General features: G+C 69.5%; 13 protein-coding genes. 6 read left to right on the plus strand and 7 right to left on the minus strand.

Annotated features, from left to right (window positions below):
* Nucleotides 1-12 precede the first annotated feature (12 nt).
* The gene (locus tag B0293_RS27635) at nucleotides 13-1,998 is read right to left on the minus strand and encodes a beta propeller repeat protein (RefSeq protein ID WP_039916763.1); all 1,986 of its coding nucleotides are present in this window, start codon (nucleotides 1,996-1,998) and stop codon (nucleotides 13-15) included.
* 124 nt (nucleotides 1,999-2,122) lie between these two features.
* Nucleotides 2,123-2,929, minus strand: a complete 807-nt coding sequence (locus tag B0293_RS27640; protein WP_005154648.1) for a sulfite exporter TauE/SafE family protein — start codon at nucleotides 2,927-2,929, stop codon at nucleotides 2,123-2,125.
* 91 nt (nucleotides 2,930-3,020) lie between these two features.
* Between B0293_RS27640 and B0293_RS27645 the strand changes: the two genes are divergently transcribed.
* Together B0293_RS27645 and B0293_RS27650 are read left to right on the plus strand one after the other, a co-directional pair.
* Entirely contained in the window at nucleotides 3,021-3,794 is a 774-nt protein-coding gene (locus B0293_RS27645) for an AraC family transcriptional regulator (protein WP_005154650.1), read from the plus strand.
* 74 nt (nucleotides 3,795-3,868) lie between these two features.
* Nucleotides 3,869-4,192: a putative quinol monooxygenase gene (locus B0293_RS27650; protein WP_005154651.1), complete on the plus strand. Its 324-nt coding sequence runs from the start codon at nucleotides 3,869-3,871 to the stop codon at nucleotides 4,190-4,192.
* A 43-nt stretch (nucleotides 4,193-4,235) separates the two neighbouring features.
* Here the strand turns inward: B0293_RS27650 and B0293_RS27655 are convergent, their stop codons facing one another.
* Nucleotides 4,236-5,051 (minus strand): DUF1206 domain-containing protein, encoded by an 816-nt coding sequence (locus B0293_RS27655; RefSeq protein WP_005154652.1) that lies wholly within the window; start codon nucleotides 5,049-5,051, stop codon nucleotides 4,236-4,238.
* A 181-nt stretch (nucleotides 5,052-5,232) separates the two neighbouring features.
* Between B0293_RS27655 and B0293_RS27660 the strand changes: the two genes are divergently transcribed.
* Entirely contained in the window at nucleotides 5,233-5,814 is a 582-nt protein-coding gene (locus B0293_RS27660) for a dihydrofolate reductase family protein (RefSeq protein WP_005154654.1), read from the plus strand.
* Here the strand turns inward: B0293_RS27660 and B0293_RS27665 are convergent.
* Entirely contained in the window at nucleotides 5,802-6,722 is a 921-nt protein-coding gene (locus B0293_RS27665) for a LysR family transcriptional regulator (RefSeq protein ID WP_005154656.1), read from the minus strand. The genes B0293_RS27660 and B0293_RS27665 overlap by 13 nt on opposite strands.
* Nucleotides 6,723-6,787: 65 nt before the next feature.
* On the opposite strand from B0293_RS27665, the gene B0293_RS27670 reads away from it, so the two are divergent.
* Entirely contained in the window at nucleotides 6,788-7,885 is a 1,098-nt protein-coding gene (locus tag B0293_RS27670) for an FAD-dependent monooxygenase (protein ID WP_039916770.1), read from the plus strand.
* A 1-nt stretch (nucleotide 7,886) separates the two neighbouring features.
* On the opposite strand, the gene B0293_RS27675 is transcribed toward B0293_RS27670, so the two are convergent.
* Nucleotides 7,887-8,159, minus strand: coding sequence for a hypothetical protein (locus B0293_RS27675; protein ID WP_052014376.1), 273 nt, complete (start codon nucleotides 8,157-8,159; stop codon nucleotides 7,887-7,889).
* A gap of 32 nt (nucleotides 8,160-8,191) precedes the next feature.
* Nucleotides 8,192-9,298: a 23S rRNA (adenine(2503)-C(2))-methyltransferase RlmN gene (rlmN, locus tag B0293_RS27680; RefSeq protein ID WP_005154664.1), complete on the minus strand. Its 1,107-nt coding sequence runs from the start codon at nucleotides 9,296-9,298 to the stop codon at nucleotides 8,192-8,194.
* 176 nt (nucleotides 9,299-9,474) lie between these two features.
* Here rlmN and B0293_RS27685 point away from each other — a divergent pair, with 176 nt between their 5' ends.
* Entirely contained in the window at nucleotides 9,475-10,098 is a 624-nt protein-coding gene (locus B0293_RS27685) for a PadR family transcriptional regulator (RefSeq protein ID WP_039916772.1), read from the plus strand.
* Here the strand turns inward: B0293_RS27685 and B0293_RS27690 are convergent.
* On the minus strand, nucleotides 10,032-10,883 hold the full coding sequence (locus B0293_RS27690) for a class I SAM-dependent methyltransferase (protein WP_005154665.1): 852 nt from the start codon (nucleotides 10,881-10,883) through the stop codon (nucleotides 10,032-10,034). The two genes, B0293_RS27685 and B0293_RS27690, sit on opposite strands and share 67 nt — an antisense overlap.
* 117 nt (nucleotides 10,884-11,000) lie before the next feature.
* On the opposite strand from B0293_RS27690, the gene B0293_RS27695 reads away from it, so the two are divergent.
* On the plus strand, nucleotides 11,001-11,846 hold the full coding sequence (locus B0293_RS27695) for a VOC family protein (RefSeq protein ID WP_005154666.1): 846 nt from the start codon (nucleotides 11,001-11,003) through the stop codon (nucleotides 11,844-11,846).
* The last annotated feature ends 6 nt before the right edge of the window (nucleotides 11,847-11,852 follow it).

Below are 11,852 nucleotides of genomic sequence, written 5' to 3' on the forward strand. Positions count from 1 at the left end.
AGCGCCTCGGACTCAGTACAGCGTCAGCCGGTACGCGCCGGACTGCGCGGTGCCCGCGAACAGGTACCGGCCATCGGCACTGATCGCCAGCGAGAGCACCCTGGGGTCGGGGAGCGCGCCGGGCATCGGCGACCAGGTGCGGCCGAAGTCCGTGCTGCGCAGTACCCCTCCCCCGGTCGCGCTGGTCGCGAACCACACCCGGAAGTCGAACGGATGCGGCAGGATCCGGCTGATCTCACGGGGGTCGCCGCCGTCGAGGACCCGCCGGAACGTCCGGCCGTTGTCCTCGCTGAGCTGGATGCCCGCGCCACCGACGAGGACGCGTCCGCCACCCCATCGGCTGACCGAGATCGAACTGACCGGTTCGTCGGAGACGTGGGTCCAGGTCTTGCCGCCGTCGTCCGACCGGTTCAGGCCGCCGGAGTCGCCGCCCCAGACCCGGTTCGCGTTCCACGGGTCACCGGCGAACGCGATGAACCCGATGTCGGTGGTGAGCTTCTCCCAGGACTTCCCGGCGTTGTCACTGCGGTAGAGCACGTAGCCGCTGGGCGCGAAGGCCGAGACGAGGAGCCTGTCCGGGTCGGCCGGATGCGCGAAGATCGTCCTGGGAAGGCCTTCCTTCGCCTTCGCCGCGAACTGCCAGGTGCGGCCGCCGTCCCCGCTGCGGAGCACGTCGAGCGCGAACCCGTTCCGGGTGACCTGCCAGACGACGTCCGGGCGGCTCGGCGAGACGGACAGGCGCGCGTCCTCGTGCAGCCGGTCGGTGGGGTGCGACTGCCAGGCCCGGTCCGCCGCGGCGACCTTGCCGCGCGGGAGCGGGGTGTTGTAGATCTCCTGCACACCGGCCGCGACGACGCTTTCCCGCAGCAGGTTTCCGCTGGTCACGAGGTCGCGAATGGACTCGCCGGGGACACCGATCTGCCGGTAGCCGCTCTTGCCGCCGTCCTCGTACACCCCGCGGTACAGCGCGGAGATCAGCATGGTGGCGGGTTTGCCCGGCGCCGCGGGGAGCTCGATCATGTCGCTGACGCCTTCGCCCGCGGCGGGCACCGGTTTGCGGGTCCAGGTGCGGCCGAAGTCCGTGCTGACGTCTATGTCGTTATACGTCGAGACGTACAGACGCCCGCCGACGAAGCGCGGTTCACGCAGGGGTTGCCCATCCGGTTCGCGGCGCAGCACCGTCCAGGTCTTGCCGCCGTCGGTGGAACCGTGCAGCTCGGGGCCGACCGTGACCACGAACCGCTTGCCGTCCGAAGCGACCTGGTTGACCTCGCCGTCGGTCCGGTAGACGAGCTCGGCCCGCGGCTCCTTGGTGCTGACCCCGCGGACCACCCACAGCGAGTACTCCGGGTAGACCGTCGTGAAGTAGGCGTCGTCGCCGACCATCGTGAGCTTGAGCGCGCCGACCGGCGCGGCGATCCCCTCGCGCGGCCAGGTCCTCGGCACGTCGTTCCAGTTCACGCCGCCGTCGATGCTGACGCTCAGCGTGTCGAGGTTCTGCACCACGACGACCCGGCCGGTGGGATCCGTCGCCATGCCGAACGCGCCGTCGGGGTACCACTCGCGAAGCGTCTCCCACGTCTGGCCACGGTCCATCGTGCGAAGCATCAGGCCTCGCCACTCGCCGACCTGGTACCCGGGCTTGTTGCCCACCGCGAGCATGCGGTCGGGATTCACCGGATCGGCGAAGAATCCCTGGATGGAGGTGTCTTCCGGCAGACCCCGGCGCGCACTCCAGGAGGCGCCGCGATCGCTGGAGAGCCACAAGGCCGGCGGGCCGGGCTGCATCATCGCGAGCCCGGCGGGCGAGACGGCCAGCAGCCCGCCGATGCTGTTCGGGCCGACCGGTTCCCAGCCGCCCCGCGGCAACCCGGTCGCGTTGACGTCCGCGGGCGGCTGCTGGGGTTCGGCGGTGGCCACCGACGTCGCCCCGGTGGTCCCGAGAACCGTCAGCAGCCCGAGAACGAACATGCGTTTGGTGATCGATCTCAGTTTCATGCCGGAGATCTTGGCGGAAGATCCGCCAAAGGTATAGAGATTCATCGGATCTTTACCGGACAACCCGCCGTGTCATCTTGCTGTCACCACTTGTCAAGACTTGACTTCCGACAGACTCATCGGATCACTGACGGACGACGACCGCGATGAGCGCGGCGGCGAGCAGGGCGAGGTACGCGATCGCGTGGACGCGGTCCGGGATCCGGCCGACCACCCGGCGCGTCACCGCGATGGTCGGCAGCGACCCGCACAGCAGCGCGCCCGCGGCGACCAGGTCGATGTAGCCGAGATGAGCGTCGCCCGGAGACGTCCCCGTCGCCGCGAAGGCGTAGACGGCGGTACCGATCACCGCCACCGGCAGGCTCAAGGGGTTCGCCAACGCGGTCGCGTCGGCCATCGGCAGGCCTTTGCGCCGCATGAGCGGGACGGTCAGCACGCTGCCGCCGACCCCGAGAAAGCTCGCCACGGCACCGATCCCGGTGCCGCCCGCGGTGGTCGTGAACCCGCCGAGGGCGCGAGGCTCGGCGTCTTCCCGTCTGTTCACGAATCCCTTCCGGACCACGCTGTCGACGATGGTCAGCGCGAGGTAGGCGACGAAGAGCCAGCGCAGGACGCTTTCGCCGGCCGCGGTGGCGGCGAAGGAACCGAGCAGGGCGCCCAGACCGATGAACGCGATGAGCGGCCACAGGTACTCGCGGCGAAGCCGTCCGGTCCGCAGCTGGGCGAGGGTCGCGCTCCCGGCGTTGACCACCATCACCGCGGTCGACGTCGCCACCGCCACGTGCATCGCGCCCAGCGCGTGTCCCGGCCCGGCGAGCGCGAAGGCGTAGACGACGGGCACGGTGATGAATCCGCCGCCGAATCCGAAAAGGACAGTGGTGACGCCGCTCAGGCAGCCGAACCCGAGGAGCACCGCGATCTCGATCAACACCCACCCGACGTTAGGCGTCGCCGGCACGGCGGGCATTCGAAAGGACGCCACTTTCTTTCGCGCATCGGACACCCGGGGTAGCCTGGGTGACGTGCGCGACATCCCCATCGACGAGGTCGACCACCTCGACCGCGCGGTGGTGGCGATCCGCACCGATTACCCACCGGGGCACCGGATTCCCCCGCACCGGCACCGGCGGGCGCAGTTCCTCTACAGCGCGACGGGCTCGATGCGGGTCGAAACGGCCGACGGCACCTGGACCATCCCGACGCGGCGCGCGGTGCTCGTCCCGCCCGAGACCGGTCACCAGGTCTTCACGACGACCGTGAGCACCAGAAGCCTGTACATCGAGCCGAAGGCGGTGCCGTGGTTCCCACGGCGCTGCCAGGTCGTCGAGGTCTCCGCGCTGCTCCGGGAACTGCTGAACGAGGCCGTCGACGTGCCAGAGCTGTACTCGCCGCGCGGACGGGACGCCGCGGTCGTCGGCCTGATCCTGCACGAGATCCGCCGTTCCGCCCCGGTCCGGCTCGACCTCCCCCTGCCGGCGCACGAACGGCTGCGCGCGCTGTGCGAGTCCTTTTTGGACAGACCCGACATCCACGATCCTTTGAGCGCATGGGCGTCCCGGCTGCACGTGAGCGAGCGGACGGTGAACCGGATCTTCACCACCGAGACCGGGATGGGTTTCGCGCGCTGGCGGCAACGGGCCTGCGTCCTGCATTCCCTGTCGCTGCTGTCGGACGGCCTCCCCATCGCGGGGATCGCCGCCTCGCTCGGGTACGAGAGCCCGGCCGCTTTCTCCACGATGTTCACCCGGCTGATCGGCACTTCGCCGAAGGACTATCGCGCGGCGTCCGCGCTCTGAACGCCGATTTCTCGACGCTCGGGTACCGTCGGGACCGCCATTGGGGACCTCATCGAAAGGAAAGCAGGACGATCATGATCTTCATCACGGCGAAGTTCCGGGTCCGTCCCGAACACGCGGACCGGTGGCCGGAAATCGCGCGCGATTTCACCGAAGCGACCCGTGCCGAGCCCGGTTGCCTTTGGTACGACTGGTCTCGCAGCCTCGACGACCCGAACGAGTACGTTCTCGTGGAGGCGTTCCAGGACGACGACGCCGGTGCGGCCCACGTCGGTTCCGAACATTTCCGCGCGGCACAACGTGATCTGCCGCAGTACCTGGCCGAGACGCCGCGGATCGTCAACGCGAAGGTCGATCAGGACGGCTGGTCGGAACTGGGCGAACTCGCCGTCGAGTAGGTTCCGCTTCCCGCCTCGGTCCGCGCCGGACCGGGGCGGGCGCTCAGCCGCGCTGTGCGCGTGCCGCCCCGACGCAGTAGGCGCCGAACGCGGCGACCCCGGCGGCCACCACGATGAGCAGCACCGTGCCGAACGGCTGGGCGGCGAGGGTGCGCAGGGCGGCGTCGAGCCCGCCGGAGCGGGACGGATCGTGCTCCAGCGCGGCGAATCCGAGGAGCACGGCGACCACGCCGAACACCACACCCCGGGCCGCGTAACCGATCCTCCCGAGCCGCTCGACCCACCGCTGGGTGCCTGAAGGCAGCTTCGAGAGGTCGAGGTCCTCCATGAAGGTGCGGCGTACGCCCTTGACCACCGAAGCGACAGCGACGCCGAACACGATGACGGCCACCACGATCACCAGGAACGGGCCGGCGGGCAACTCGAGCAGCTTCGCGGTGTACTCCTGCTGTTTCTGATCACCGCTGCCCTGGTCACCCGCGCCCACGGCGAGCCGGGCCGCGTAGAACCCCAGCGAGATCCCCACCAGACAGCGCACGCCGGACGTCACCCGCTTGACGGTGCGCTTCCTCTCCTTGTCGATCCAGGTGTATCCGACAGCGGCGAGCAGCGCCTGCCACAGGCCGTACGCCACGAGTCCCGCCGCCAGCACCCACAACAGCACGCCGCCCACCGGGGTCGAGCCGACCTCGGCGACAGCGCCGCGTCCGTCGGCTTCCTGGCCTCCACCGCCGATCGCGATCCGCACGGCGAGGTACCCGATGAGCAGGTACACCAGCCCGTAGCAGCCCATCCCGATCCGTCCGAACATCTGGACGGCTTTGTTGTGGCGTACCTGTCTCGCCTTGGTCGCGGGCATCCGGTTCACCCTCCTCTTCCTGTCTTTCCCCGAGTCTCGCCGCCTGCGCCCAAGACCGCCGCGTGACTGGTCCATCCGGCCCAGCGACACGACCCACACTTTTTCCGCGGTGATGTCGGATGGCCCCGAGTCCGTTCGTAGAGGAGGTGAAAGCAAGCCCGCACTCACCGAAGGAGCCATCATGACCGCGACCTACACCTTCGACGTCTTCTCCAGCCTCGACGGCTACGGCTCCCACACGGGCGACTGGGGCGGCTACTGGGGCAAGCAGGGACCCGAGTTCCTGGAGCGCCGCCTCGCCTTGTACAGCGAGAAGCAGCGGATGGTCTTCGGCGCCACGACGTACCGGGAGAACGTGGAGATGCTTTCGGGCATCGTCGAGATCGAGGCTCTCGACCCGTGGATCACCCGGCTGAAGAACCTGCCCGCGACGGTGGTGTCGACGACGCTGCGGGAACCGCTCGACTGGCCGGACTCGACGATCGTGCACGGCGACGCCATCGACGTCGTCGCCAAGCTCAAGGAAGAGTCCGAGGTGCCGCTGCGCTCGCACGGCAGCCTGGCGATGAACCGGGCGCTGATGGCCGCCGGTCTGGTCGACCGGGTCCAGGTGACGGTCTTTCCGGTGATCACCGGCGAGACCGGGGCGGCACGGATCTTCCAGGGCGCGGCCGACTTCGACCTCGAACTGATCGAGAGCCGGACCCTCGACGGGCACACCCAGGAACTCGTCTACCGGCCCACCCGGCATCACGCGCGCTGATCGTCCATAACGGACTCTTCGGTGATCTTGCCGAGCGCGTCGACGATCAAGGCGCGCAGCCAGCGATGCGCGGCGTCCCGGTCGTGGCGGGCATGCCAGGCGAGGACGGCGGGGATCGGCGGAGTGGGCCCGGGCATCGGATACGCGCGCAGCGAGGGCGGGAGCGCGTGCCGGGTGAGCAGCCGGGGAGCGACAGTCACCAGGTCGTGCGTGTCCACGATCCGGAGCGCCAGCGCCAGTGTCGGCACGGTGAAGGCGACGGTCCTGCGGAGTTCGCGAGCCTTCAGGAGATCGTCGACGCGGTTGTGACGTCCGCCTTCGCGGGAGATCACCACATGCGACAGCGCGGCGAGCGCGTCCCACGTCGACGGCGGCCGCGGCAGGTCACGGCGGCCGATCACGGCCAGTTCGTCGGTGAGCACCGTGGTCGAACGGGCCTCGGTATGCGTCGGGACCTGGTTGGTGATCTGGAGATCGGCGCGGCCTCGCCGCAGGTCGTCGGCGGCGGTGCCCGGGGCATCGCTGAGAACGCGCAGGCAGACCCCGGGCGCCATCCGGGCGAGGTCGGCGGCGAGGTACGCGACGAGCGCGTCGATGACGACGTCGTTGCACTGCACGGTGAAGGTGCGCTCCAGGGTGGCCGGATCCACCTCCGCCGCCGGGCTCAGCACCGCCTGGGCGCGGGTGACCAGCTGGCGCACCTCGTCACGGATCTGCTCGGCGTAGGGCGTGGGCAGCATCGTCCTGCCGGACCGGACGAGGATCTGGTCGCCGGTGGCCCGCCGGATCCGCGCGAGGGCGCGGCTCATGGCCGGCTGCGTGAGATAAAGCCGGTCGGCCGCCCCGGTGACGCTGCACTCGTCGAGCAGCGCGTCCAGGGTGACCAGCAGGTTCAGATCCAGATGCACCCAGGTAATGCTAGCCAGACCAGCTATGCATTTGAAGTTATCCGTGTTCCCTATTGGCTGGTCATATGCGCACTGTGATCGTGGGAGCGGGACTGGTCGGACTCACCACCGCCGCGTCGTTGCGGCTGATCGGGCACGACGTCATCGTGCTGGAGCACGCGCCGGAGGTGCGGGCCGTGGGCGCCGGGATCGGCCTGTGGCCCAACGCGTTGCGGGAGTTCGACAAGCTCGGCATCGGCGACGACGTCCGGCGCATGGGGGACATCGTCGACGCCTGGTTCTTCGACGCCGCCGGGAACCCGGAACGCGCGGACGGCTACGACCCGTCCCGCTACCGGTTCCTGATGGTGCCGCGGCCGGGCCTGAACACCTTGCTGGCCGAGACCGCCGGTCTGGACCGGATCCGCCTGGACGCCCATGTCACCGGCTTCACCGAACACGACGCGGACGTGGAGGTGCACCTCGCCGACGGCTCGTCCCTGCGCGCGGATCTCCTGATCGGCGCGGACGGGGTCTACTCCGACGTCCGCGCCGCGCTGGTGCCGGGCAGCTCCGCGGTCGAGCACAAGGGCAACCGCGTTTGGCGAGCACTGGTTCCTTCCGGCGACGAGCGCCCGCAGGGCACGGCGCTCACCATCGGCTCGAACCGGACCCGAGGCGGGTACACCCGGGTCGCCGGGGGACGGACGATGTGGTGGGTCAACCGGTTCGACGCCGGGGAATCGTCCGGCGGCAAAAGGGAACAAGCGCTGCGGCAGGCCCGAAACCTGGCGGAAGACGGCTGGCACGACGAGCTGCTGGCGATGATCGCCGCGACGCCGGAGGAGTCCATCCTGGAGAACCAGATCATGCTCGTCCCCGAGCTGTCACGCTGGACCACCGCCAGGGTCGCCTTGATCGGGGACGCCGCGCACGGCCTCTCCCCGCATCTCGCGGTGGGCGGCACCCTGGGCATCGAAGACGCCGGGGTCCTGCGCTCCGAATTGGCGGGCGAATCGGACCCGGCCGAGGCCCTCGCCCGATATGAAAGCGCCCGTCGCGCACGTTTGGACAAGGTGCGTGAGCACTCCGTCGCGATCGAGTACGCCGATGGGGCCGCCGAGAGCGCCGAGCGTTTCGCCGCCTTCAGCGATTGGATGCTCAGCACCGCACCCGCAACCTGAGTCAGCGAGTGAGCCAGGGCGCCAGCAGCGCTTCGAGGTCGGCGTCCGACAACGCGTACGGCCCGCCGTGGAACTCGTGCCACCGCGAAGCGTCCCGCGCCGCCGTGTACTCCACCTCGAACGCCCGCATCAGGACGTACATGAAGGTCACCGAGCTGAACCGCTCACCCAGCAGCGTCCGGGCCTCGCGCGCGACACCCGTCGCGCCATGGCCGATCACGTCCGCGAGCTTCAGCTCCTCCGCAGCCGGATCCAACAGGCTGGGGGCATACATCACGTCAAAATCTCCATCGCTGAAAGGAAAACTCAGTTCTCGGCGGCGAGCTGACCGCAGGCCGCCGCGATCTCCTGACCACGCGTGTCACGCACCGTGCACGCCACTCCGCCCGCGTTCACCAGCCGGACGAACTCCCGCTCCACCGGCTTCGGCGACGCGTCCCACTTGCTGCCCGGGGTCGGGTTCAGCGGGATCACGTTCACGTGCACCAGCTGTCCCAGGTGCTGACGAAGACGCTTCGCCAGCAGCTCGGCCCGCCACGGCTGATCGTTGATGTCCCGGATCAACGCGTACTCGATCGACACCCGCCGTCCCGACGTGTCGGCGTAGTACCGGGCCGCGGACAGGACCTCGTCCACCGACCAGCGCTCGTTCACCGGCACCAGCGTGTCGCGCAGCTCGTCGTCCGGCGTGTGCAGCGAAACCGCCAGCCGCACCTGCATCTTCTCGTCCGCCAGCTTGCGGATGGCCGGCGCGAGACCCACCGTCGACACGGTCACCGAACGCTGACCGATCCCCAGGCCCTCCGGCGAGGGATCCGTGATCCGCCGGACCGCCGCGACCACCCGCTTGTAGTTCGCGAGCGGCTCGCCCATCCCCATGAAGACGATGTTCGACAGGCGGCCGGGGCCGCCGGGCATCAGGCCGTCGCGCATCACGGCGGCGGCGGAGCGGACCTGGTCGACGATCTCCGCCGTCGAAAGGTTCCGGTCGAGGCCGCCTTGCCCGGTCGCGCAGAACGGGCACGCCATGCCACAGCCGGCCTGGCTCGAGATGCAGAGGGTCGCGCGGTCCGGGTAGCGCATGAGCACGCTCTCCAGCAACGTCCCGTCGTGCGCGCGCCACAGGGTCTTGCGGGTGGCGCCGTCATCGGCGGCGAGCGCCTTGATCTCGGTGAGCAGTGTCGGCATCAGATCGCCGACGAGCTTCTCCCGCGACGCCGCCGGGATGTCGGTCATCTCCTCCGGGTCCACCGTGAGCCGCGAGAAGTAGTGGTTCGACAGCTGCTTCGCGCGGAACGGCTTCTCCCCCAGCTCGGCGACGGCCTCGGCCCGCTCGGCGGCGGTGAGGTCGGCGAGGTGGCGCGGCGGGAGGCCGCGCTTGGGCGCGTCGAAGACGAGAGGGAGGGCAGTCATAGCTCACTCAGTGTCCCATGTCCACCTCTGCCGCCCCCGGTCCGCCCCGGATCGGTGTTCCCCAGGTCACGCGCTCACAAGCCACTGAGACCCGACTCACAGGGAAAGGGTTGCCGTACGACTGTTTCCGATATATCGTGAACGAGTCGGAACATTACGTAGAGAGGATTCACATCATGCGACGACGACCTTTCGCTCAAGAACACGGCCGACCCGCCTTCGGGCCCTGGGCTCGCGGCGGCTTCGGCGACTTCCCCCCGGGTCCGGGCGGGCCCGGCCACCGGCATCGGCACGGCCGTCGCGGTGGCCCCGGCGGACGGCGCGGCAAGCGTGGTGACGTCCGCGCCGCGATCCTCGCGCTGCTTGCCGAGCAGCCGAGGCACGGTTACGAGATCATCCGCGAGATCGGCGAGCGCAGCGGCGGCTTCTGGAAGCCGAGCCCCGGCTCGGTCTACCCGACCCTGCAGCTGCTGGCCGACGAAGGCCTGGTGATCAGCAAGGACGAGAGCGGCAAGAAGCTGTTCGAACTCACCGAATCCGGCCGCGCGGCGGCCGAACAGCAGGACGCCGTCCCGCCGTGGGAGCAGATCGCCCACGACGTCGACCCGGTCGAGGTGAACCTGCGCAAGGCGGGGGCGACCCTGGCCGCGGCTGTCGCGCAGGTCATGCATGCCGGCAGCGAGGGCCAGCAGGCCCGCACCGTCGACGTCCTCAACGAGGCACGCCGGACGATCTACGGCATCCTCGGCGAGGCCGAGGAACCCACTCCGGACGAGGCGTCCGCCGAGGACACGGAGTGACCTGGCACGACGAGGCCGGTGGGCTTGGTGCGCGTATGCACGCGATAGCCCACCGGCAGCGTCACCTGCTTCGCGCCGGTGCCTGACGAAACCTCGTTCAGGCGCCGGACCTCCGCGATCGCCTTCGCCGCGACCGGAGCGCTGAACTCGATCTTCAGCACCGCCTCCATCGCGGCGGCGTCCTCGAACAGCCACCGCGTCATCACCTTGCGGCAGTCGAATCCCTGACGGGCGAAGAACTTCTCGACTCCCGGCGGGTCGTAATGCGGCAGATCCAGCCGCATCCAGCGGCCGTAGGGCTCACTCGTCACATCGAGATCCACGATCAGCAGCGTCCCGCCCGGCCGCAACACCCGCTCCGCCTCGCGAAGACCGGGTTCACAGCCGGGTCCGAAGAAGTACGCGGTCCGCGCGTGGACGACGTCGAAAGCCGCGTCCGGCACCGGAAGCCGCTGCGCACGGCCCTGCCGCACCTCGACGTTCGGCAGCTCCCCCACGCGGCGCTTCGCGTCCCGGACGAGCGGCTCATGGGGCTCGATCCCGAGCACCGACCGCGCGGTCCCGGCGAACCGGGGCAGGTGAAACCCGTCACCACAGCCGATGTCGAGCACGTCCGCACCGGCCCAGTCACGAGCACCGGCCAGCACCCGCCAGATCTCGTCGTCGACGTCCTGTGCGCGGTTCTCGACCTCGTACACCGTTTGGTAGTACCAGATGTTCGGGCTCGGCAGCACCTCGTCACCGCCGCGGCGGAACGAGGAGACAGCTCGGGGAAACCAGCGCACGGAAGCTCCAACGAGGGGACGCCTGGCCGGGTTCCGGGCCATCCAGGTCGAAATCTTTGACGGAAACAATGCGGATAGCGACTAGACTTTACTCCCCCACCGGTAAGGGAGAACCGCATGTCGCTTGGCTCGGCCGCCCATACTTCCGTCATCCCTTCAGGAATCCCGTGCTGGATCGAACTCGCGTGCAGAGACGAAGCGGCCGTACAAGCCTTCTACAGCGGACTTTTCGACTGGGAGTTCACCGTCCAACGTGATCCCGCGACGCCGACGGGCCGCTACTCGATCGCCGCCCTGAACGGCGTCCCGACCGGCGGCCTGTACCGCGCGGGCGCGGAAGGGCCGTTCGGCTGGAGCGTCCACATCTCGGTGCCCCAGGCGGCCGCGGCCGCCGAGTGGGTGGACAGTCTCGGTGGCCGGGTCACGCTCGGGCCGGTGGCGATTCCCCATCGCGGCAACATCATCCACGCCATCGACGCGTGCGGCGCGCACGTCGTCTTCTGGGAGCCGCCCGCGACCTGGGAGTTCGCGACCGGCGTGCCCAACACCTTCAGTGGCGCGGACCTGAACACCCACGACGGCGCGGCGGCGGATCACTTCTACTGCCGTCTCTTCGACTACACCAGCCATCAGATCGGCGACGGCACTTCGCTCGACTATGCCGAATGGCTCATCGAGCACGAACCGGTGCTGTACCGGTACGTGATGGGCTCGGAGTACCGGCCGGACACCCCGCCGCACTGGATGGTCTACCTCGAACTCGACCCGGCCCGCGGGGCGGACGCCACGGCGGGCCAGGCCCTGATGCTCGGCGGCGCCGTCGTGGTCCAGCCCTACGACACCCCATACGGCCGGATGGCGATCCTCGCCGATCCGGACGGTTCGGTGTTCGCCGTGATCGACCACTCCCGGGCCGTCGAAGGCTGGGGCAGCGCCGAAGTCGACGATCCTTACGACGACTGAGCGAAG

Origin of the sequence: Amycolatopsis azurea DSM 43854 (genome assembly GCF_001995215.1) — a bacterium.
Taxonomy (GTDB): Bacteria; Actinomycetota; Actinomycetes; order Mycobacteriales; family Pseudonocardiaceae; genus Amycolatopsis; species Amycolatopsis azurea.